At 65.9% G+C, this 21,420-nt stretch carries 18 protein-coding genes and 4 pseudogenes; 16 read left to right on the plus strand and 6 right to left on the minus strand.

What is annotated here, in order from left to right; genetic code table 11:
- A pseudogene (locus tag VEI45_RS23080) lies at nt 1-603 on the plus strand (translational GTPase TypA); the annotation flags it as partial.
- 54 nt (nt 604-657) lie between these two features.
- On the plus strand, nt 658-2,568 hold the full coding sequence (locus VEI45_RS23085; protein ID WP_324856860.1) for an ABC transporter family substrate-binding protein: 1,911 nt from the start codon (nt 658-660) through the stop codon (nt 2,566-2,568).
- A gap of 91 nt (nt 2,569-2,659) precedes the next feature.
- On the opposite strand, the gene VEI45_RS23090 is transcribed toward VEI45_RS23085, so the two are convergent.
- Nucleotides 2,660-3,286 (minus strand): TetR/AcrR family transcriptional regulator, encoded by a 627-nt coding sequence (locus VEI45_RS23090; RefSeq protein ID WP_324856848.1) that lies wholly within the window; start codon nt 3,284-3,286, stop codon nt 2,660-2,662.
- Between the two features lie 126 nt (nt 3,287-3,412).
- Here VEI45_RS23090 and mshB point away from each other — a divergent pair, with 126 nt between their 5' ends.
- From mshB to VEI45_RS23115, 5 genes and pseudogenes are all read left to right on the plus strand, one after another.
- Nucleotides 3,413-4,327: an N-acetyl-1-D-myo-inositol-2-amino-2-deoxy-alpha-D-glucopyranoside deacetylase gene (mshB, locus tag VEI45_RS23095; protein ID WP_324856849.1), complete on the plus strand. Its 915-nt coding sequence runs from the start codon at nt 3,413-3,415 to the stop codon at nt 4,325-4,327.
- A 126-nt stretch (nt 4,328-4,453) separates the two neighbouring features.
- A complete protein-coding gene (locus tag VEI45_RS23100) occupies nt 4,454-4,888 on the plus strand; it encodes a hypothetical protein (RefSeq protein ID WP_324856861.1) in 435 nt (144 codons plus the stop codon).
- A 144-nt stretch (nt 4,889-5,032) separates the two neighbouring features.
- Complete coding sequence (locus tag VEI45_RS23105) at nt 5,033-7,603, plus strand: bifunctional FO biosynthesis protein CofGH (protein WP_324856850.1); 2,571 nt, start codon at nt 5,033-5,035, stop codon at nt 7,601-7,603.
- A 15-nt stretch (nt 7,604-7,618) separates the two neighbouring features.
- A pseudogene (locus VEI45_RS23110) lies at nt 7,619-7,972 on the plus strand (hypothetical protein); the annotation flags it as partial.
- A 205-nt stretch (nt 7,973-8,177) separates the two neighbouring features.
- Nucleotides 8,178-8,615: a YbhB/YbcL family Raf kinase inhibitor-like protein gene (locus VEI45_RS23115; protein WP_324856851.1), complete on the plus strand. Its 438-nt coding sequence runs from the start codon at nt 8,178-8,180 to the stop codon at nt 8,613-8,615.
- Here VEI45_RS23115 and VEI45_RS26530 read toward each other — a convergent pair.
- Nucleotides 8,605-8,814: a helix-turn-helix domain-containing protein gene (locus VEI45_RS26530; protein ID WP_414687570.1), complete on the minus strand. Its 210-nt coding sequence runs from the start codon at nt 8,812-8,814 to the stop codon at nt 8,605-8,607. The genes VEI45_RS23115 and VEI45_RS26530 overlap by 11 nt on opposite strands.
- A 268-nt stretch (nt 8,815-9,082) precedes the next feature.
- Here VEI45_RS26530 and fdxA point away from each other — a divergent pair, with 268 nt between their 5' ends.
- The 6 genes and pseudogenes from fdxA (at nt 9,083) to VEI45_RS23145 (ending at nt 15,663) form a co-directional block, all read left to right on the plus strand.
- The gene (gene fdxA / locus VEI45_RS23120) at nt 9,083-9,409 is read left to right on the plus strand and encodes a ferredoxin (RefSeq protein ID WP_324856852.1); all 327 of its coding nucleotides are present in this window, start codon (nt 9,083-9,085) and stop codon (nt 9,407-9,409) included.
- 23 nt (nt 9,410-9,432) lie between these two features.
- On the plus strand, nt 9,433-10,521 hold the full coding sequence (gene dapC / locus VEI45_RS23125) for a succinyldiaminopimelate transaminase (RefSeq protein WP_324856862.1): 1,089 nt from the start codon (nt 9,433-9,435) through the stop codon (nt 10,519-10,521).
- Between the two features lie 75 nt (nt 10,522-10,596).
- A complete protein-coding gene (locus VEI45_RS23130) occupies nt 10,597-12,384 on the plus strand; it encodes an acyl-CoA dehydrogenase family protein (RefSeq protein WP_324856853.1) in 1,788 nt (595 codons plus the stop codon).
- Nucleotides 12,385-12,481: 97 nt separating this feature from the next.
- A complete protein-coding gene (locus VEI45_RS23135; RefSeq protein ID WP_324856854.1) occupies nt 12,482-12,649 on the plus strand; it encodes a hypothetical protein in 168 nt (55 codons plus the stop codon).
- Nucleotides 12,646-14,610: pseudogene (locus VEI45_RS23140) on the plus strand (APC family permease); the annotation flags it as partial. The gene VEI45_RS23135 and the pseudogene VEI45_RS23140, both read left to right, overlap by 4 nt.
- Nucleotides 14,611-14,745: 135 nt before the next feature.
- Nucleotides 14,746-15,663 carry a pseudouridine-5'-phosphate glycosidase gene (locus tag VEI45_RS23145; protein WP_324856855.1) on the plus strand — a complete coding sequence of 306 codons (918 nt, stop codon included), beginning with the start codon at nt 14,746-14,748 and terminating at the stop codon, nt 15,661-15,663.
- Here the strand turns inward: VEI45_RS23145 and VEI45_RS23150 are convergent.
- Complete coding sequence (locus tag VEI45_RS23150; RefSeq protein WP_324856863.1) at nt 15,645-17,111, minus strand: NAD(P)/FAD-dependent oxidoreductase; 1,467 nt, start codon at nt 17,109-17,111, stop codon at nt 15,645-15,647. The two genes, VEI45_RS23145 and VEI45_RS23150, sit on opposite strands and share 19 nt — an antisense overlap.
- Before the next feature lie 333 nt (nt 17,112-17,444).
- A complete protein-coding gene (locus VEI45_RS23155; RefSeq protein ID WP_324856856.1) occupies nt 17,445-17,582 on the minus strand; it encodes a hypothetical protein in 138 nt (45 codons plus the stop codon).
- A gap of 154 nt (nt 17,583-17,736) precedes the next feature.
- On the opposite strand from VEI45_RS23155, the gene VEI45_RS23160 reads away from it, so the two are divergent.
- Both VEI45_RS23160 and VEI45_RS23165 read left to right on the plus strand, forming a co-directional pair.
- Nucleotides 17,737-18,654 carry an MOSC domain-containing protein gene (locus VEI45_RS23160; protein WP_324856857.1) on the plus strand — a complete coding sequence of 306 codons (918 nt, stop codon included), beginning with the start codon at nt 17,737-17,739 and terminating at the stop codon, nt 18,652-18,654.
- 485 nt (nt 18,655-19,139) lie between these two features.
- Nucleotides 19,140-19,382 carry a DUF1049 domain-containing protein gene (locus VEI45_RS23165; protein WP_324856858.1) on the plus strand — a complete coding sequence of 81 codons (243 nt, stop codon included), beginning with the start codon at nt 19,140-19,142 and terminating at the stop codon, nt 19,380-19,382.
- Between the two features lie 471 nt (nt 19,383-19,853).
- On the opposite strand, the pseudogene VEI45_RS23170 reads toward VEI45_RS23165, so the two are convergent.
- Nucleotides 19,854-19,991, minus strand: a pseudogene (locus VEI45_RS23170) (DUF222 domain-containing protein); the annotation flags it as partial.
- A 47-nt stretch (nt 19,992-20,038) separates the two neighbouring features.
- On the opposite strand from VEI45_RS23170, the gene VEI45_RS23175 reads away from it, so the two are divergent.
- Nucleotides 20,039-21,304 (plus strand): alpha/beta hydrolase, encoded by a 1,266-nt coding sequence (locus VEI45_RS23175; RefSeq protein ID WP_324856859.1) that lies wholly within the window; start codon nt 20,039-20,041, stop codon nt 21,302-21,304.
- Here VEI45_RS23175 and VEI45_RS23180 read toward each other — a convergent pair.
- Nucleotides 21,285-21,420 (minus strand): helix-turn-helix domain-containing protein (locus VEI45_RS23180; RefSeq protein ID WP_324856864.1); only part of this gene is annotated, 136 nt, incomplete at its 5' end. The two genes, VEI45_RS23175 and VEI45_RS23180, sit on opposite strands and share 20 nt — an antisense overlap.

Here is a 21,420-nt window from a genome sequence, read left to right on the forward strand (position 1 = left end):
CCCGAGGAATTCGTCGGCGCGATCACCCAGTTGATGGCCGGCCGCAAGGGCCGCATGGAGGAGATGACCAACCACGCTGCGGGCTGGGTGCGGATGGATTTCATCGTGCCCAGCCGTGGCCTGATCGGCTTCCGTACCGACTTCCTGACGCTGACTCGCGGGACCGGCATCGCCAACGCCGTGTTCGACGGCTATCGGCCGTGGGCCGGGGAGATCCGAGCCCGCCACACCGGGTCGCTGGTGTCCGACAGGTCCGGCACCATCACGCCGTTCGCCCTCATTCAGCTTGCCGATCGGGGTCAGTTCTTCGTCGAACCCGGACAGGACACCTACGAGGGGATGGTCGTCGGAATCAACCCGCGCCCAGAGGATCTCGACATCAACGTCACCCGTGAGAAGAAACTGACGAATATCCGGTCGTCCACCGCGGACGTCATCGAGACGTTGGCCAAGCCGCTCGAGCTCGACCTGGAAGGGGCCATGGAATTCTGCTCGCCCGACGAATGCGTCGAGGTGACTCCGGAGATCGTGCGGGTCCGCAAGGTCGAGCTGGACGCCACCGCCCGGGCACGCAGCCGGGCGCGGGCCAAGGCCCGGGGTTAGGTGCTCGGCGCACGCCCGATTAGCCGGGTTGCCGGCTGGGCGCTCGATACCCTGATGGGCATGCCGAGACGAGCCCGCCACCTCCTCGTGGCGGTCGGCGTGCTGGTCTCGCTGATCGGGTTGGCGCTGGCGGCCTGTACGGTCAACCCTCCGCCGGCGCCGCAAAGCACCGATACGCCGCACAACTCACCGCCGCCGCCGCCGCGGGTTTCCCAGATCATCATGGGCATCGACTCGATCGGCGCCGGGTTCAACCCGCATCTGCTGTCGGATCTTTCGGCGGTCAACGCCGCGATCGGTGCGCTGGTGCTGCCCAGCGCTTTCCGGCCGGTGGCCGACCCGGCCACGCCGACCGGATCCCGTTGGGAGATGGACCCGACGCTGCTGGTATCCGCCGATGTGACCAACGAGAACCCGTTCACGGTGACCTACAAAATCCGGCCGGAGGCCCAGTGGACCGATAACGCTCCTATCGCCGCCGACGACTTTTGGTACCTGTGGCGGCAGATGGTCGGGCAGCCCGGTGTGGTCGATCCGGCCGGCTACGACTTGATCACCGGCGTGCAGTCGATCGACGGCGGTAAGCAGGCTGTCGTCACGTTCTCCCGGCCGTACCCGGCGTGGCGCGAGCTGTTCAGCAACATCCTGCCTGCGCACATCGTCAAGGATGTGCCGGGCGGTTTCCCGGCCGGGCTGGCGAGCGCCCTGCCGGTCACCGGCGGACAGTTCCGGGTGGAAAACATCGACCCGCAACGCGACGAAATCCTGCTCGCCCGCAACGATCGCTACTGGGGGCCGCCGGCCAAGCCGGATCTGATCCTGTTCCGGCGGGCCGGGGCGCCGGCCGCGCTGGCCGATTCGGTCCGTAACGGCGACACTCAGGTGGCCCAAGTACACGGTGGCTCAGCGGCTTTCGCGCAGTTGTCGGCCATCCCGGATGTGCGGACCGCCCGGATCATGACGCCGCGCGTCATGCAGCTCACGCTGCGCGCCAACGAGCCCAAGCTGGCCGACTCCGCGGTTCGTAAGGCGATTCTGGGATTGCTCGACGTCGACTTGCTGGCCGCCGTCGGCGCCGGCAGCGACAACACCGTCACCCTGGACGAAGCGCAGATTCGCTCGCCCAGCGACCCCGGCTATGTGCCGACCGCACCGCCGGCGCTGACCAGAACCGAAGCGTTGGGGTTGTTGGAAGGGTCGGGGTACCAAATCGAGAACGACACAACGGCGTCGGTCACGCCGCCGCCCCCAGCTCCCTCAGCACCGCCGCCGCCCACCACCGGGCCGCCGGAGATCACCCGCGGACGTATCAGCAAAGACGGCAAACAGCTGTCTCTGATCATCGGCGTCGCCGCGAACGACCCGACATCCGTGGCAGTCGCCAACACCGCCGCCGACCAGCTACGCAACGTCGGTATCGCCGCGACCGTGCTGGGGCTCGATCCGGTGGCGCTTTACCGCGACGCGCTGGTCAACAACCGGGTGGACGCTCTCGTCGGTTGGCGTGAGGCCGGCGGAAACTTGGCCACGCTGCTGGCCTCCCGCTACAGCTGCCCGGCGCTGGAGGCGACGGCGGTGTCGACGGCTGCGGGGCCGGCGGCCCCATCCGACCCATCCGTTACCGCCAGGGCGACTCCTGCCACCCCGTCAACGGCGCCCACATCGACTGCGCCCGGCCGGGCACAGGAACCCGGGGCGCTGGTGCAGGCGCCATCCAACCTGACCGGCATCTGCGATCACAGCATCCAGTCGAATATCGATGCCGCACTGGCCGGCACCGCGAACATCAATGACGTGATCGACGAGGTCGAGTCGCGGCTGTGGGACATGTCGACCGTGCTGCCGATCCTGCAGGACACCACAATCGTGGCCGCCGGCCCTAGGGTGCTGAACGTAAGCCTCTCAGGTTCGGTGCCCGTCGGGATCGTCGGCGACGCCGGACAGTGGGTCAAGACCACGCAGTAGGCGGTTCAGCTATCGGGCTCACAGCGGATGAAAACCCTTGGGCCACTGCTGGATAACCATCGGGCGCATATCCCGATCTGGGCGGTCGCGGCTACCCGCCCGGACTAGCGTCGGCGTGCGCGGCTGCCGAAGGGGCGACCACGGTGTCGACGATGTGCGCCAGTTGGCGCTTGTTCGGCGGGGCGCCGGTAAGCAGCAGCTGTTGATTGATCAACGCCGGGCCGACGCGCGCCGTGTACGGCGTGAGCGCGGCGGCGTTGATCTCGCCGTTGGCCACGCCTGCCTGCAGGATCGACTCGGTGATCCGCAGGCGGGGAGCCACGACGGCGTCGGCGAAGATGGCCCGCAATTCCGGCTCGTGGAGGAGCTGATTCATGATGGCCAGGCTCGGAAACGCGGTCTTGCCGGAAAGTACGTCGCAGTGCGCGGTGAAGACGGCCAGTAGGTTCTCCCGCGCCGATCGGTCGGTACGGGGCTCTGGCAGCGGCGGCAGCGCGTAGCGCAGCGCCGCCTGGACCAAGTCGCGCTTGCAGGACCAGCGCCGATACAACGCGGCCTTGCCGGTCCGGGCCCGCGCGGCGATCCCTTCCATGGTCAGCCCGCCGTAGCCGGCCACAGCCAGTTCCGCCAGCGTCGCATCGAAGAGGGCGTCCTCAAGGTCCTTGCCCCGGCGGCGTGTGCGGTTCGTCTGTGGCATGGAGTTGATCTGCTCTGCCATGCGTTGATAGTAGCCACCGGCGTTTCTTCTGGCGAAACGGCGGCTTTGCCGGGCCTCTGATTTTCACTGCGGGCCACCGGGTTACGTCTTCGCCACCTGCGCATCACAACCCGGTATGGTGCCTCCATGCGAGACACCCCGCGGCTGTTGTTCGTACACGCCCATCCGGACGACGAGAGCATCGCCAACGGCGCCACCATCGCTCATTACGTCGACCGCGGGGCTGCGGTGCATGTCGTCACCTGCACGCTCGGCGAAGAGGGTGAGGTCATCGGTGACCGTTGGGCACAGCTCGCCGTCGATCACGCCGACCAACTCGGCGGCTACCGCATCGGCGAACTCACCGCGGCGTTGGATGCCCTGGGTGTTGGCGCGCCAATCTTCCTCGGCGGCCCGGGCCGCTGGCGGGATTCGGGCATGGCGGGCACTGAACTGCGCGGCCGGCGGGGTTCTCAGCGGTTCATGGATGCCGACCAACGCGAAGCCGTCGGCGCGCTGGTCGCCGTCATTCGTAGATTGCGGCCGCACGTCGTGGTGACCTATGACCCCAACGGTGGATACGGGCATCCCGACCACGTGCAGGCCCACGTCGTGACCACGGCGGCGGTGGCGGCGGCCGACATCGAGGACTACCCGGGCACGCCGTGGAGTGTGCCCAAGTTCTACTGGACGGTCATCGCCCGCAGCGCCTTCACCGCGGGTTGGGAGGCGCTCGGACCCGCCGACTTACGGCCCGAGTGGTCGATCCCGCCCGCCGACGGCGACTTCAGCGGACTCGGCTACGCCGACGACGAGATCGACGCCATTATCGAGGCCTCCGACGCTCTGCCGGCCAAAAGGGCGGCGCTGGCCGCGCACGCCACCCAGGTCGTCGTCGGCCCGACCGGCCGGGCGTGCGCGTTGTCGAACAACTTGGTCCTGCCGATCGTCGGGCAGGAGCACTATATTTTGGCCGCCGGCGTCGCGGGGGACCGCGACGAGCGCGGCTGGGAGACCGATCTGCTTGCTGGACTCGACCTCACCGAATCGGCCACCCGGTAGGCTTCCGACCAGGCAAGCCCCGCGAGGACCGAAAAGGAAGAGCGTGGATCCGGATCTGGACAACCAGCGACACTGGCAGGACCGGCTGGACAGCTTCCGGTGGGAGATCATGTCCATCGTTTCTCAATTGGACGGCGTCCCGACCTGACCGCTACCAAGCCGCGCGCCGGGCAGATTGACGACGCCGGCGTGCCCGATCCCGCTATTCGAATCGTCATCTTGGCGTTACTGGCTGTCGACGGGATTCTCTCCGCAGTGGCCGGCGCGCTGCTGCTGCCGGCCTATATCGGTTCAATCCCGTTTCCGATCAGCGCGTTGATCAGCGGTCTGGTCAACGCGGCCCTCGTCTGGGCCGCGGGGCGATGGACCACTTCGGCGCGGCTGGCCGCCCTGCCGCTGTGGACTTGGCTGTTGACGGTCCTCGCGATGGTCCTGGGCGGTCCGGGCGGCGACGTCATCTTCGGTGGGCGCGGCGTGATGGCTTACAGCCCATTGCTGTTGCTTGCGGTGGGTGCGGCGCCCCCGCTGGTAGTCCTGCTGCAGCGCCGGGCCGATACCTGACGAGTACCCGACCAGGCTTTATGGCGAAAGAGGGCAGGGGCCCGCTGGTGCGCAGCTGGACGCTACTGTTGCGCACATGGCACGCGTCGGGGTCGCTGGTGGTTGCGCACGGATGAAATCCGGCTGGACGGAAGTTACACAGACGTGCCACTGACTCAGGGCGAAGAACCGACGCTGCTGCCCAACCCGTCGGCGCCGCCGCGGGTCGGCACGTCCGCGATGCGGCGGGTGTTGCGACGGGCGCGCGACGGCGTCGCGCTGAATGTCGACGAGGCGGCTGTCGCGATGACTGCGCGCGGCGAGGATCTGGCCGACCTGTGTCGCAGCGCCGCGCGGGTACGCGATGCGGGTCTGGAATCGGCAGGACGGCGGGGCGCTGCCGGCCGACTGCCGGTCAGCTACTCCCGCAAGGTGTTCATCCCGGTGACGCATCTGTGCCGCGACACCTGCCACTACTGCACATTTGTCACCGCGCCTGCCAAGCTACGCGCTGAGGGCGCCGGGATGTTCCTGGAACCGGATGAAATCCTCGAGATTGCCGGTCGGGGAGGTGAACTCGGTTGCAAGGAAGCACTATTCACCCTCGGCGATCGGCCCGAAGATCGGTGGCCGGAGGCGCGCGCGTGGCTGGACGCACGCGGCTACGACTCCACATTGTCCTATGTGCGGGCGATGGCGATCCGGGTGCTGGAGGAGACCGGGCTGTTGCCGCACTTGAACCCCGGCGTGATGAGCTGGTCGGAGTTGTCGCGGTTGAAGCCGGTCGCGCCGTCGATGGGAATGATGCTGGAGACGACGTCGCGGCGGCTGTTCGAAACGAAAGGTCTGGCGCATTACGGCAGTCCCGACAAAGATCCGGCGGTTCGGTTACGCACGTTGACTGATGCGGGACGGCTATCCATTCCGTTCACCACCGGTCTACTGGTCGGCATCGGCGAGACGGCCACCGAGCGTGCCGAGACATTGCATGCTATTCGCAAGTCGCACAAGGAGTTCGGGCACGTTCAGGAAGTGATCGTGCAGAACTTCCGCGCCAAAGAACACACGGCGATGTCCTCGACGCCCGACGCCGGAATCGATGACTTCCTGGCCACGGTGGCGGTGGCGCGACTGGTGCTCGGCCCGGGAATGCGCATCCAGGCGCCGCCGAACCTGGTGTCCCGCGACGAGTGCCTGGCGCTGATCGCTGGGGGTGTCGACGACTGGGGCGGCGTGTCGCCACTGACGCCTGATCACGTCAACCCCGAGCGGCCGTGGCCTGCTCTGGACGAGCTCGCCGCCGTCACCGAACAGGCGGGATACGACCTGGTGGAGCGGCTGACTGCCCAACCCAAGTATGTACAGGCGGGGGCGGCCTGGATCGATCCGCGGGTCCGCGAGCACGTCGCGGCGCTGGCCGACCCGGCCACCGGGTTGGCCCGCGATGTGCACCCGGTGGGCATGCCATGGCAGGAACCCGACGACGTGGCGTCGTCCGGTCGGGTGGACCTCAATGCAGCGATCGACACCGAAGGCCGCAACACCGAGGCGCGCAGCGATCTCGACAGCGCATTCGGAGACTGGGACTCGATCCGGGCGCGGGTGCACGAATTGGCAGCCCGTGCCCCCGAGCGCATTGACACCGACGTGCTCGCCGCATTGAGTGCGGCGGAACGTGATCCGGCCGGCTGCACCGAAGCGGAGTACCTGGCGTTGGCCAGGGCTGACGGTCCTGCGCTTGATGCTGTTGCCGCACTGGCGGATTCGTTGCGCCGCGATGTGGTCGGTGATGAGGTGACGTTTGTGGTCAACCGCAACATCAACTTCACCAACGTTTGTTACACGGGCTGCCGATTCTGTGCGTTTGCACAGCGCAAGGGCGACGCCGACGCTTACTCGCTGTCGACGGCCGAGGTCGCCCAACGTGCCTGGGAGGCCCACGTCGCCGGTGCCACCGAGGTGTGTATGCAGGGCGGTATCGATCCCGAGCTGCCGGTGACCGGCTACGCCGACCTGGTGCGCGCCGTCAAGGCACGGGTGCCGTCGATGCACGTGCACGCCTTTTCGCCGATGGAGGTGGCCAACGGGGTGACCAAGAGCGGCTTGAGTATTCGTGAGTGGCTGACCAGCCTGCGGGAGGCTGGCCTGGACACCATACCCGGTACCGCCGCGGAGATCCTCGACGACGAAGTCCGTTGGGTGCTGACCAAGGGCAAGCTACCCACCTCGATGTGGATCGAGATCGTGACCACTGCTCACGAGGTGGGTCTGCGGTCATCGTCGACGATGATGTACGGACACGTCGACGACCCGCGGCACTGGGTCGGTCACCTCAACGTGTTGCGTGATATCCAGGACCGCACCGGAGGTTTCACGGAGTTCGTGCCGCTGCCGTTCGTGCATCAGAACTCGCCGTTGTACCTCGCCGGCGCGGCGCGGCCCGGGCCAAGTCACCGCGACAACCGGGCGGTGCATGCGCTGGCACGAATCATGTTGCACGGTCGTATCTCTCATATCCAGACCAGCTGGGTCAAGCTCGGCGTCGAGCGCACCCAGGTGATGCTCAACGGCGGTGCCAACGATTTGGGCGGCACGCTGATGGAGGAGACCATCTCGCGAATGGCTGGCTCGGAACACGGGTCGGCGAAGACCGTCGCCGAGTTGATTGCGATCGCCGAGGGCATCGGCCGTCCGGCACGCCAGCGCACCACGACGTACAGTCCGCTTGCGGCTTAACCTGCGGGCGAGCGGACTGGCGACGATGCGGCGGCCCAGGCGCGGATGGCTCAGCCGTGGATGACGACCCATAGTGTGCTTGCGGTGGGAAAGCCGCTGTTGGCCAAGGGCGTCAAGCAACTTCGCCCCGGCGAGCGAATCGAGGCGCGGCTACGAGTCGCCGACGCCGACGATGTCGTGGTCAATGCGGACGCCGATCGCACCACCATCGGGCTTGCCGACCCGGACGGTCCGGCCACCTTGGAAACCGATGCCGCCGCGCGTGTCTTGCTGTTGTGGGGCCGCAGGCCCGCCAACCCATCGCGGATTTGCAGCCGCGTCGGTCCAGAAGCCTTGGGCCGGGTGCGCAGTCTGCTGGCCGGCTATTAAACCCGCGGACCCTTTACGCAGCACTCGACAAGCAGGTATACACAGACCCATGAGACTGGCGCTAGCCACTCTTGCACTGTTGATTCTTACGCTCCCCGCGTGTGGCGGCGCTAAGGTGAAACCCGAACATACGTCCGCTCCCACTACTCCAGGAGCCGCGATTACTACGGCATCACCACCGCCGGTCGCGCCCGCGGAGTTCGCCGTGACGAGTTCCGTGTTCGCCGACAACACGCAGATCCCGGTTGAGTACTCGTGTAAGGGCCGTAATGTGCCTCCGCCACTTCGCTGGGAGAACGTGCCGGCCGGCACCGAGTCGCTGGCTCTGGTGGTCGATGACCCCGACGCGCCGGCCGGGCTCTATGTCCATTGGGTGGTCACGGGCATACCACCCGCAACGACCGATATCGGCGAAGGCGCGCTCCCCGAGGGAGCGAGCGTCAGCCTTAACACCAGCGGTAAGGCGGAGTACTTCGGCCCGTGCCCACCGGTTGGCACCGGAGTGCACCACTACCGCTTCCAGTTGTACGCGCTGAACAAGCCGCTGACATTGGCGCCCACCACGTCGGCGCGGGAGGCGACCGAGACGATCGCGGATGCGGCGATCGCTGATGCCCGCACGGTTGGTCTGTTCAGCGCCTGACGCCCCCACTCCGCCGCTGCGTGAGCGCCCTCTTGACCATGCGTAAACACTGATTGAATGCGAACCGTGATGCGTCGGCATGTCGGGCAAGAACGTCTTGCTGCTCAACCGTGGGATTGAGGCAGTAGCGGAACGTGGTGTGCCGGGCCATCGCCTTCAGTTTGGCTAGTGGCACTGACATCGCCGCCTTCCGCTTCATGTCGGGTGCACCGCCGAGCGTCCGAAATCACGTGGCCTTAAACATCGGCCTAGCAGGTCGGCTCTTCCGCGCCTCCCGCTAGGCCTGTGTCTAGCTTTTAGCTGCAACGTCTAGTATCAGTAACCAAGGATCCGCATCGCCGGGAAGCGAAACCATAGGGCACACTGGGGCAGGCTTTTCGCCGACCGGCATCGGCACCCACACTTGCCCGGGCGGGCTTCCCGGGCGAGAGAACATCCACATTGAGCAGCACATGGAGGAGACCTTCGTGACGTACACGATCGCCGAACCCTGCGTCGACATCAAGGACAAGGCATGTATCGAGGAATGCCCCGTCGACTGCATCTACGAGGGCGCTCGGATGCTGTACATCCACCCCGACGAATGCGTGGACTGTGGTGCCTGCGAGCCGGTCTGCCCGGTCGAGGCGATCTACTACGAAGACGATGTGCCCGAGCAGTGGAATCAGTACACGCAGATCAACGCTGACTTCTTCGTTGAACTCGGGTCGCCCGGTGGTGCGGCCAAGGTCGGTATGACCGAGAACGACCCGCAGGTCGTCAAGGATCTGGCGCCTCAGAGTGAGGGCGACTGAGCAGCCTGGTGAACCGCCGGCCAGTGTCGGCGTCGTTGCCGGTGTTCCCCTGGGACACCCTGGCCGACGCAACGGCGCTGGCCAAGTCGCACTCGGACGGCATCGTCGACCTCTCCGTCGGCACGCCAGTCGACCCGGTGGCGCCGCTGATCCGCGAAGCGCTCGCCGCGGCCAGCGCCGCGCCGGGATACCCCACGACTGCGGGCACCCCGAAACTTCGCCAGTCCGCCGTCGCCGCCCTGGAACGCCGGCACGGCGTCACCGCATTGACCGAGGCGGCCGTGCTGCCGGTGATCGGCACCAAGGAACTCATCGCGTGGCTGCCGACGCTGCTGGGCTTGGGCGCCGATGACCTCGTCGTGGTGCCCGAGCTGGCCTATCCCACCTACGACGTCGGCGCCCGGCTGGCCGGAACTCAGGTACGCTACGCCGATTCGCTGACCCAGGTCGGTCCCCAGGCACCCGCACTGGTGTATGTGAACTCGCCGAGCAATCCGACCGGGCAGGCGCTCGGCGTCGATCATTTGCGCAAGGTCGTCGGCTGGGCCCGGGAGCGCGGCGCGCTGGTGGCATCCGACGAGTGCTACCTGGGCCTGGGCTGGGACGCCGAGCCGCTGTCGGTACTGCATCCCGAGGTGTGCGACGGCGACCACACCGGCCTGCTGGCGGTGCACTCGCTGTCCAAGAGCTCGTCGCTGGCCGGCTACCGCGCTGGTTTCGTCGCGGGCGACGAAGCCGTGGTCGCCGAGCTGCTGGCGGTGCGCAAACACGCTGGGATGATGGTGCCCACACCGGTGCAGGCGGCCATGGTCGCCGCCCTCGACGACGACACCCACGAGCGCGAGCAGCGGGACCGCTATCGCCGCCGCCGGGACGCGTTGCTACCGGCGTTCCGCTCGGCCGGCTTCACCGTCGACCATTCCGAGGCCGGGCTATATCTATGGGTCACCCGCGGTGAGGCATGCCGCGACACCGTCGCGTGGCTGGCGCGGCGCGGCATCCTGGCGGCGCCCGGCGAGTTCTACGGAGCCCGCGGCGCCCGGCATGTCCGGGTGGCGTTGACTGCCACCGACGAGCGAATCACCGCTGCCGTCGACCGCCTGCGTTCCTAGCGCCATGTAATACCGTCGCAGGATGAGCCGCGCCGGCGACGATGCAGAGCGTAGCGATGAGGAGGAGCGGCGCCGATGACCCAGTACGACCTCGAAGCGGTGGACCGACTACCCTTCGCCACCCCGGAGAAGTCGCAGCGATACCGCACGGAGAACTACCGCGGAGCCGTCGGCCTCAACTGGTATCAAACCGACCCGACCCTGCAACTGACGATGGCCTATTACCTGCAGCCCGACGAGCTCGCGATCGCCGAACCCCATCTGAGCCGTATCGGTGAGTTGATGGGCGGCCGGGTGGCGCGCTGGGCCGAACAGACCGACCGGAATCCACCGCGGCTGGAGCGCTACGACCGCTGGGGCCACGACATCAGCCAGGTTGTCCAGCCGCCGTCGTTCACGGAGTCCAAAAGGGCAGTCCTGGCCGCGCAAAACGCATTGAAAGACGATGCCCGGCGTGCCGGCGTCAACCCGTCGCTGCCGCTGTACGCGGCCAACTACCTGCTCAACCAGGCCGACATCGGCATGGGATGCGCGCTTGGGACCGGCGGCGCCATGGTCAAGTCGCTGGTTGCGGCCTACGCGCCGGCCGAGGTCCGCGACCACGTCCTGGCCAAGTTCGCGACCGGCGAGTGGGAGGGTGAGACCGCTCAGCTACTGACCGAGCGCGCCGGCGGCTCCGACCTCGGCGCCCTGGAGACGACGGCAACCCGACACGGAGATGCCTGGCTGCTGAATGGTTTCAAGTGGTTCGCGTCCAACTGCGACGGGCAGGTGTTCGTCGTGCTGGCCAAGCCGGAAGGCGCGCCGGATTCCGGCCGCGGCGTGGCGAACTTCCTGGTCTTGCGAACCCGCCGGGACGGCTCGCGCAACGGCATTCGCATCCGTCGCCTGAAAGACAAGCTCGGCACCCGGTCGGTGGCCTCCGGCGAGGTGGAGTTCGTCGACGCCGAAGCCTTCCTGCTGTCCGGCGAGCCCAGCAGCCAGGCCGTTGAGGCCGGCCTGCACGACGGCAAGGGGCTGGGCCGGATGATGGAACTGACCAACGCCGCCCGGCTGGGTATCGCACTGTTCGCCCTCGGCAACGCACGCCGTGCCCTTGTCGAGTCGCTGTGCTACGCGCGGCAACGGCGGGCGTTCGGCGACACGTTGCTGGACAAGCCATTGATCCGCCGCAAGCTTGCCGAGATGATCGTCGACGTCGAAGCCGCCCAGGCGCTGGTTTTCGACGGCACCGGATTCGCCAATCACCGTCAGCCTCGCGCGGTGCGGCAGCGTATCGCCGTACCTGTGACGAAGCTCAAAGTGTGCCGGCTGGGTATCACCATGGCTTCGGACGCGATCGAGATTCACGGCGGCAACGGCTACATCGAAACCTGGCCGGTCGCGCGGCTACTCCGCGACGCGCAGGTCAACACCATCTGGGAAGGTCCTGACAATATCCTGTGTCTTGACGTCCGGCGGGGTATCGAGCGCGCCCACGCCCATGAGCCTTTGCTGGAGCGGCTGCACGACGCGGTGTCAGTGTCCGACGACGACGAGACGACACGCTTAGTACGCGGCCGCATCGACGACCTCGAAGCGGCGATCAAGGCTTGGAGCAAGCTGGACGGCGCGGTTGCCGAAGCTAGGCTGTTCCCGCTCACCCGGTTCATCGGCGATGTGTACGCAGGGGCCTTGCTGACCGAGCAGGCAGCGTGGGAGCGGGCCAGCTGCCAGACCGACCGCAAGGCCCTCGTCGCCCGGTTGTACGCCGCGCGTCACCTCGCTGACCAGGGACCGCTGCGCGGCATCGACGCGGAGCGTGACGATGCGATCGAACGATTTGACGAGTTGGTCGAGGGTGCACTGGTAATCAGCTGTTAACAAACTTCCACAGTCTGTTTCGTCCCGGCGCGCGCGATTGGCAGAACGCAACGTACGCTTTCCGGGAACCCCGTAAAGATCTCGTTAGGGAAGTGGTGTGACGAAACTGGCGGACGGGCAGAGCTTTGCGCCGTCTTTTTCCGACGCGTACAAGCAGTTCGTACTCGGAAAACCGATGATCAACGACGAGCTGGAACACGAAAGACTGTCGAATCCTGTTGCGCTCGGCGTGCCGGCGAGTAACCGAGGAAGTGAGACGTTGTGACAATTTCGGATAGTAGCTCGAGCCTCTCACCGACTTTCGTCGACGGGTGGAAGCGCGCCATTCTTGGCAGGCCGCTTACCAGCGAGCAGCTGGAATCGGAAAGATTGTCGAATCCTGTTGCACTCGGCGCGCTTTCACCTGACGCGATCTCCTCGACCGCCTATGGTCCCGAGCAGGTCATGATCGAACTGCTGCCGCGCGCCGGGATGGCCGCGTTCGTGTTGTTGCTTCCGATAATCGGCGTCATCTTGTTCATCCTGTTGTTGGTGTCCGCGTCGTATCGCGGGGTTGTCATGACCTACACCCGGGCCGGCGGCTCTTACATGGTAGCGCGGGACAACTTCGGGCCCCGGTGGGCGCAGATCGCTGCCGCGGCGCTATTGATCGACTATGTGGTCACCGCCGCGGTACAACCCGCGGCCGGGACGGTGGCGGTGGTTTCGGCGATACCAATGCTACGTCCGTACCACTTGGAACTGACGATAGCTGCGCTGCTGCTGATCTGCATTGCCAACCTGCGCGGACAACGGCAATCGGGCCGGACCTTCGCGATCACCACTTACGCCTTCGTCATCATGATCACGCTGACGATCCTGACCGGCCTGATTCGTGAAACCTTTTGGGGATTGCCGAGATACAACCCGGCGCACATTGTTGGGGCGGTGCCAATCCATCAGGGCGGCGGACTGGTGATGGGTGCCACGGTGTTGGTAGTGCTGCGCGCCTTCGCCAACGGCGGTACGTCGCTGACCGGTGTCGAGGCGATTTCCAACACGGTCAACGTCTTTCGCGCGCCGCAAGGCTACAACGCCCGTCGGGTGCTGACCCTGATGGCCTTGATTCTCGGGTTTTTGTTGGCCGGTGTGGCCTGGCTTGCCTACGTCACCCACGCCACCCCATATGTGGACGAATACCCGTCGATGTTGTCGGAGATCACTCGGGCGGTTTTCGGCGAAGGACTGATCGGCAATGTCCTGTACTTTTTGGTCCAGGCGTCGAGCGCGGCGATTCTGTTCACCGGTGCCAACACCGGCTTCAACGGATTTCCCGCATTGGCGAGTTTTGTTGCCGAGGACCGTTTTCTGCCGCGACCGCTGACCAAACGGGGTCATCGTCTAGTGTTCTCGAACGGCGTTATCACGCTCACCGTGCTGGCGGTGGCGCTGCTGTTGGTGACCCGCGCCTCGGTCAACGCGTTGGTGCCGTTCTTCGCCATCGGCGTGTTCACGGCGTTCGCAATGGCCGGCTTCGGCATGAGTCGACACCATTTCACCCACCGCGACCACGGCTGGCGTCGCAAGGTGGTGGTCAACTTCTCCGCAGGGATCATGTCAGCGATCGTGGTGGGGATCTTCGTGGTGGCCAAGTTCACCGCGGGAGCCTGGCTCGTCGTGGTTGTCTTCCCGATCCTGGTGTACGGCTTGATACGGCTCAACCGGCAGTACAGCGCCGAGGCTTCGGTACTGGAGATGTCGCGCACCGCGCGTCCAGAGTTGGCCAAGTACGCCCGGCTGCGAGTGTTCGTTTTTGTGGATTCGGTCGACCTCGCCGAAGTCGAGGCGCTGCGCTACGGAAAGGGCCTGCACGCCGACGAGTTGACCGCGGTGCACTTCGTCATCGACGCCGACCATGCCGCTGAGTTGCAGGAGCGCTGGCAGCACTTCGAGCACGACACCCGGCTGCGGGTGATCGACTGTCCCGACCGCCATTTGAGTCGGGCCGCACAGGAGTTGGTCCTGCAGGTGAAGAAGGAACATCCGGATACCAAGGTGACGGTGCTGTTGCCGCGTCGAACATATTCGGCACTGCTGGGCCGGCTGCTGCATGACCGCACCGCCGACAAGATGGCCCGCGCTGTCAGCCGCATCCAGGGCGCTACTGCGATCATCGTGCCCTACGACGTCGAGTCCCGGATCGCGCGAGTGGATCCCGATGCTTTAGCGGCACGGGTCGTGGATGAAACCGCCGAAGAAGGCGAGTCGGTGATGTTGCGCGCCGAGGCCGACTAGCGCGGGTGACCGCATAGCCGTCGGGTCGCCCGATAGCCACGACCGTAGATTACCGAGGGTTCAGCAGCGCGACGTAGGGTGCGACCCGTGCGTATCCACCCAGAGGTCTCGGACGCGCTGGCCGCCGGACGGCCCGTCGTCGCGCTGGAGAGCACGATCATCAGTCACGGTCTCCCACGTCCGGACAATCTGCGCCTCGCGCGGGAGTTCGAGGAGGCGGTGCGCTCCGGCGGCGCGGTGCCGGCCACGATCGCGATCGTCGCTGGCGAGCCGCGCGTTGGCCTGGACGACTCCGCGCTGCGACGCATCGCGGAGGGCGACGCGGTGGTCAAGGTCAGTGTCCGCGACGTCGCGGTGCTCGCGGCCCGAGGCGGGGACGGCGCGACGACGATCGCCTCGACCGCGCACCTGGCGGCGGCGGCCGGCATCACGGTGTTCGCCACCGGCGGGCTGGGCGGCGTGCATCACGGCGCGCGCGACAGCTGGGATGAGTCCGCCGATCTCACGACTCTTTCGCGTATCGGCGTGCTCGTGGTCTGCGCGGGCGTGAAGTCGATCCTGGATGTGGCGGCGACCCTGGAACGACTGGAGACCCTCGGCGTCGCGGTGATCGGCTATCGCACCGACCGGTTTCCCGGCTTCTACCTCGCCGATTCCGGCCACCCGGTGGGATGGCGGGTGGAGACGCCGGCACAGGTCGCCGACGTGCTCCGGGCCAGACGCAGGTTGGGCACCGACGGGTACGGGCTGGTGCTGGCCAACCCCATCGCACCGGGTGACCAGTTGGACCGCGCGCTGCACGACCGGGTGCTTGCTGCCGGCCTGGCCGCCGCCGAAACAGCGGGTGTGCGCGGCAAGGACGTCACGCCGTTTCTGCTCGGCTTCTTCGACCGCGAGACGTACGGCGCGTCGATTGCTGCCAATGTCGCTTTGGTGCTGTCCAACGCCCGGTTGGCAGCAGAAGTCGCCGCCGCCTTCGCAGCGGGTCAAGCCGTAAAGATGTAATCGCCGTCGTGGGGCTCGGCCAGCATGCGCGTGAGCCGCTTGCGGTCGAATGGCCACAGGTCGATGTGGTTGTCATCAGCGAAATACCATGAGTTGCAACCGGTATTCCACACCGTCGGGCCCATCGCCTCGGCCACGTCGTCGGCGAAGCGGCTGGTGGCCTCCTCGGTGACTTCGACGGTGGTGATCTCGCCGTCCCGGAATCGCCGCAGCCATGTGGTGATGTAACGCGCGGTCAATTCGGCAACGTGTTGCAGCGACATCGACCCGGTGGGAGAGTTGGGCCCGAGGACCGTGAACAGATTGGGGAATCCGGGTATGGCGGTCATTCCCCATGCGCGAGGACCTTTCGCCCAGGCATCATCGATGGACAGCCCGTCGCGACCGTGCAGCGTCATCGGGCGCATGTAGTTGTGGGCCTGGAAGCCGGTGGCAAGCACGATCGCGTCCAGATCGTGGTGGACACCGTCCGTTGTTCGCAGGCCGGTCTTGGTAGCCTCGGCGATCGGCTCGCTGACGAAACTGGCATTCGGCTTGGAAATTCGCCGGTAGTAGTCGCCCGAAAGCACCTGCCGTTTGCAGAGAGGTTGGTAGTCAGGGGTCAGCCGGGCACGAAGATCCTTGTCCCGAACCAGCATTCGCAAGCACATCCACCCGTAACGCTGGGCCAGCCGTCGTCGCCAGGTCGGCCGGATGACCAGGTCGACCAAGTAGTCGGAACCGACGAGCTGCGATAGCCGCACTGCCCTTTCCTGTTTCGGCAGCGCCCGCAGCATCCGACCGACAAAGTGTGGTTGCCTGAGCCCCATCGGCATCCACATCACCCACTGCGGTGTTCGGGCGAAGTGGCTGATGTGCGCCGCCTCGGGTTGCAGCGCGGAAAAGACCTGCACCCCAGTCGATCCAGTGCCAACCACCGCCACGCGTTTGCCCGTGGTGTCGATGTCGGTCCAGCGCGCGGTATGCACCACCGGCCCGTCAAACGAGTCAAGGCCGGGAATCTGCGGAATGAACGGGTGGTGCAGGATGCCGGTGGCGGCGACGACGAAGTCCGCCTCGATCTCGTCCCCGCCCGCGGTGGACACCCGCCATCGGTCCTCGGCGAACACCGCCGAGGTGACTTCGCAGCCCAGCTTCAGATGCGACTCGAGTTGCAGGGCTTCGATGAGGTCGTGGTGATACCGCTGGATTTCCTCACCGGTTGCCCACACATGTTTCCAGTCGGGCTTCGGCGCGAACGCGTATTGGTAGCCGTAAGAAGGCACATCGCAGCGCAGGCCGGGGTAGCGGTTCCAATGCCAAACACCACCAACGTCGGAACCCTTTTCCAGAATGGTGAAGTTGGTGAAGCCGGCTTGCCGGAACACATGAGCCGCGGCGATCCCCGCCATACCGGCGCCGACGATGACGACCCGAGGATCCCGTTGCTGCGTTTTGGTCGTTTCGATATCCGAAACCCTATGCGCGCCGAAACCACTGCGGCAAGATTTCCTCTCGCATGAGGACTACGGTTCGTCGTCGTCTGCGTCGGCCGGCAGCAGTTTTTCGGGGTGGTGGTAGGTGTTGGTGCGGGGTTGACACCCGACACGCGAAGGACACTTCAAGTTACGCGCACGACTAGCTCTCTTGAGCCCACGGATGATCTTGTTCAACGGCTGTATTGAGGCCCCGGCGTCAGAGGCGGCTGCCCGAACGACTTCCAGCCGTCGCGCGTAGTCCCGTGGCCGGGTCACGCTTAGCGCGGCGCCTGGCGCACGCTGCGGCCCGGTTGCGTCGGCTGGTCACGAAGGATCAACCCCGTACTTGGCTTGGAGCCGTGCGAGCGCCTTCTCATGGCGGGCGTTGAGCTTGTCCACCTCCGCGCGGTAAGCCTTGTGGTCAGTGTCGGCGGCCACCGGCTCGGCGGCGGTTTTCTGCAACTCGGCCTTCGCGACCTTGATCCGGTCGAAGTGCTCGTTGAGGACAGGCGCCGCATCGGCGGGGCTGACCCGGCGGCACCTCCGTTCTGACTAGGACTGTGGCGGGTCGGCCGCCGCAGGTGGCTGCCCTGCCGCGATGTGCGAGGATCGGCAGATGATCGACGTTGATTTGCCTCACACCGAGGGGATTCCGGAGATCGTGAGGTCATTCGCCGCATGCGTGGCGTCGGTGACCGAAACGCCATTATCCGATGTACCCCAGCCACGAGCCGACCTGCGCGGAGCCATCGCGTATTGGCGAAGCTGGCTGGCCGGCCGAGGCGCCGGGCTGGTTCCGATCGCCAAGCCCGCGCGGTTCACCTGGCCCGGCTACTGGCTCGCCGTTCTCGGGGACATGGACGGCGAGCGACGCGATGTCCGTACAGCGGTGCTGATGTTCGGCACCCCTTCCGGGGTCGTCCTCAGCCCGCAAGATCCTGCTCTCTTGGGCGCCGCAGCGACCGATCTGCCAGTCCGCGAGGGTTACGTGCTATCTGGGCTTGATCCGGCATTGATCACGCCCGGTGCGGCGCTGCCCTCACTGCGCGGCAGAGTCGAAGCGATCGCGGTGGCAGAACAGGCGACTGCCCCAATGCGCCAGGTGGAACGGGCGCGGGCTCTGGCTGGCCGAGGGCTCGACGGAGACCGCTACGCGGCGAAAGCAGGAACGTTCACGCCGCCCTGGCCGGTGCGCCTGCTGCCCCTCGGCATCGCACGCGGCTACGACCTCACGCTCATCGCAGCCGAAGTCCTTGACGAGCTAGTGTTGCCCGGCGGCGGCAAGATCGAGTACATCGAGGCGCGTCGCAATATCGTGACTCGCGGGGTCGACCTGAACGCTCTGGTCGGACGTCGGTTTCGTATCGGAGACGTCGAGTGCCTGGGCCAGCGCCTGTGTGAGCCGTGTTCCCACCTGGAACGCCTCACCACGAAGGGCATGCTCCGCAGCCTGATCCACCGGGGGGGCCTACGCGCGGACATTCTCACCGACGGGCAGATCAGTACGGGCGCAGTCATCGAGACGATCGACTAAGAACGGCACTCGTCCGAAACCGTCCGACCGTCCGCAATATCGCTGTGACGTGCAGCAATGCCGTTTTTTTGGCGATTTTGCGAGTCGTCCGAAGCCGTCCGAGAGTGTCCGTTTCGGACGGGTTACGGACGACTTACAGACGACTTCAATCCCAACTTGTTGAATGTGGGCCAGGAGGGTGTGGTCTGCAGCCACGCTCTTCGAGGCGGTGATTGGGTGTGGCTCGCTCAATCCCTCTCGCCTGTTGGCTGACTACTTACTGGCTTGCCGGCCCGTCACCGCCGGTATCGCGCAGCGGTGTTTGTGCAGCTCAGAGTATGTTTTTGAGATTCTGATCTGCGCTCATGCCCAATACGAACCCAATGAGATAGGCGCGGGCGTGGCGAATCGCGACACGAAACCGCAGCTCACGCTTCGGTGGTCGCTCTTGATGTCGGCCGACGAATTGCCAGTGCTGCCGCGCCGCCGCGATTACCGTGTGCATCATGTCCTCAGAGGTCCCTGACACCAAGCCATCAGGCGGTCGCGCCCACCGCATTTCGGTGCGGCACTGGTTGGCCATCATCCTCATCGTCCTGGCGGCGATCTTCATCGTGCAAAACACGGTTCGCCATGAGGTTCACTTACTGTGGGCCACCGTCGAGGCAGCGACCTGGTTGGTGCTGAGCGTCATCTTTTTCGTCGGTGTCGTAACGGGCGTGCTATTGCACCGCCGCCGACGCCGTTGACCTCCCGAACCTCATCGCGTCCGCCCCGGCGCGCCGAGGGCGATTTTGGCTAGCCCGGCGCGTCGCAGTTGGGGAAGGAACACCCACGGTCTTTGGCGTCTAACACGATGCGCCGGTGTCCGTGCTACTTGCGTTTACGCGCGTCGCTGATGGTGGCGATGATGACCGGCAAGACGAACGTACGCCCAGTTGATGGCCCAGCCGTGACCGATCGCGATAAGCACTAGACCGAGGATGAAAACGATACGACCCAGAAGTGGGCGGTTCTCGCCTACGCGCTTTCCCCACACCGAGCCAGCAGCGCCAGCCGGACCTATCAGCAACCACCAAAAGGGGTGTCGCCTCAGAAAGCTCAACGAGCTGGTGTCATCTGCCATTTCTGTTGCCGCTCCTCTTACATGGCCTGTTGTTCAGTTTAGAGTGCACAACCAAAACATTCATTGGCGTGCAGCACTATTCGTTGTCCCGGGAGGCCAGCCGGATCAGGTCGCTCATCGGCAGTAGCGTGCCGCCGCCGGTGAGCCCCTTGCCGGCCTTTGCCTCGAGTTCGCGCAACTCGGTGGTGACGATGATGGTCGCGGGTAGTCCGTTGTGCTTTCCCAGGTCGCCGCACAGTGACACCCCGCCCACCGATGGCCAGGACAGCGGATGGTTAAGTGAACGTCGTGAAGAAACTGGCAGCAGTGCTGGGTTCGCTGGCCGGACTTGCGGTTACCGCCGATGGCTACCAGCCGCTCAGCAAGCGCGGTTATCTCGCGGTGTACGCCTTCGGCTTCGGGGCGTTCGCATCGGAACTGCCGTTGGAGATGCTTGCCGGCCAGTTTGCGCTGCTGGCCGCGGTGACCCGCCGGCTGTCCTCACGGCTGCGCCGGTTCAGCTGGCTGGTGTCGGCGCTGTCGTGGTTGGGACTGCTGGGGCTCCACCACCTCGGCCGGCAGGCCAACGTGCCGCTCACCGCCGCGCTCGACGCGGGATTGGGCACCGATCGTCGCACCGAGTCGGGAGATCTATGGAAGCGACCGGCGGGTGCGGGCACGGCCGGTAAGCCCGGCGTGATCCGCATGATGCGGATCTACGGCGCCTATGCGCACAACACCGACATCAGCTACGGCGATCACGGCTCTCGCAACCACCTCGATATCTGGCGACGGCCTGACCTCGACCGTGACGGACGTGCGCCGGTGTTGCTGCAGGTTCCCGGCGGCGCCTGGATGGTGGGAAGCAAACGCCAGCAGGCCTATCCGCTGATGAGTCACCTCGCCGAGTTGGGCTGGGTGTGTGTCGCGATCAACTACCGGCTCAGCCCGCGCTCCACCTGGCCCGACCAGATCGTCGACGTCAAGCAGGCGCTGGCGTGGACCAAGGAGCACATCGCCGAATACGGTGGCGACCCGGACTGGATCGCGATCACGGGCGGTTCGGCCGGTGGGCACCTGTCGGCGCTGGCCGCCCTCAGCGCGAACGATCCACAGTTTCAGCCGGGCTTCGAGGACGCAGACACCAGCGTGCGGGCGGCAATCCCGTTCTACGGCGTCTACGACTTCACCCGGACCGACGATGCGATTCACTCGCGGATGGTGCCGACGCTTGCGAAGTATGTGTTCAAGCTGCGGCGGGCCGAACTCGCAGAGGCTCTCCGTACCGCCTCGCCGATCACGCATGTCTCTGCTGATGCACCACCGTTTTTCGTGCTGCATGGGCGCAATGACTCGTTAATTCCGGTCGAACAGGCCCGAGCCTTCACCGCGCGGCTGCGCGAACTCAGCCGCCAGCCGGTTGTCTACGCCGAGCTGCCTTTCGCCCAGCACGCTTTCGACATCTTCGGGTCGGTGCGGGCCACCCACGCGGCGGTGGCCGTCGAGCAGTTCCTGGCCGAGATCTATGAACGCACGGCCGTGACCTCTAGCCGGATCGCTCGGTAGCCCGTAGACCCAGCGAAAGAAGCAGCCGCACATCGGGATTCGCCAGCGAGGTCGATAGCAGCTTTTCTATCCGGCGGGCCCGGTAGCGCACGGTGTTGGGATGGACGTGCAGCTGC

Source organism: Mycobacterium sp., from assembly GCF_035623875.1.
In the GTDB taxonomy this organism is placed as follows: Bacteria; Actinomycetota; Actinomycetes; order Mycobacteriales; family Mycobacteriaceae; genus Mycobacterium.

Bases quoted from the DNA above. Each gene is read 5' to 3' on its own strand.
- VEI45_RS23085 (WP_324856860.1), top strand. From the start codon at position 658: ATGGGCATGCCGAGACGAGCCCGCCACCTCCTCGTGGCGGTCGGCGTG.
- VEI45_RS23090 (WP_324856848.1), bottom strand. From the start codon at position 3,286: ATGGCAGAGCAGATCAACTCCATGCCACAGACGAACCGCACACGCCGC.
- mshB (WP_324856849.1), top strand. From the start codon at position 3,413: ATGCGAGACACCCCGCGGCTGTTGTTCGTACACGCCCATCCGGACGAC.
- VEI45_RS26530 (WP_414687570.1), bottom strand. From the start codon at position 8,814: ATGAAGCGGAAGGCGGCGATGTCAGTGCCACTAGCCAAACTGAAGGCG.
- VEI45_RS23130 (WP_324856853.1), top strand. From the start codon at position 10,597: ATGACCCAGTACGACCTCGAAGCGGTGGACCGACTACCCTTCGCCACC.
- VEI45_RS23160 (WP_324856857.1), top strand. From the start codon at position 17,737: ATGATCGACGTTGATTTGCCTCACACCGAGGGGATTCCGGAGATCGTG.
- VEI45_RS23165 (WP_324856858.1), top strand. From the start codon at position 19,140: ATGTCCTCAGAGGTCCCTGACACCAAGCCATCAGGCGGTCGCGCCCAC.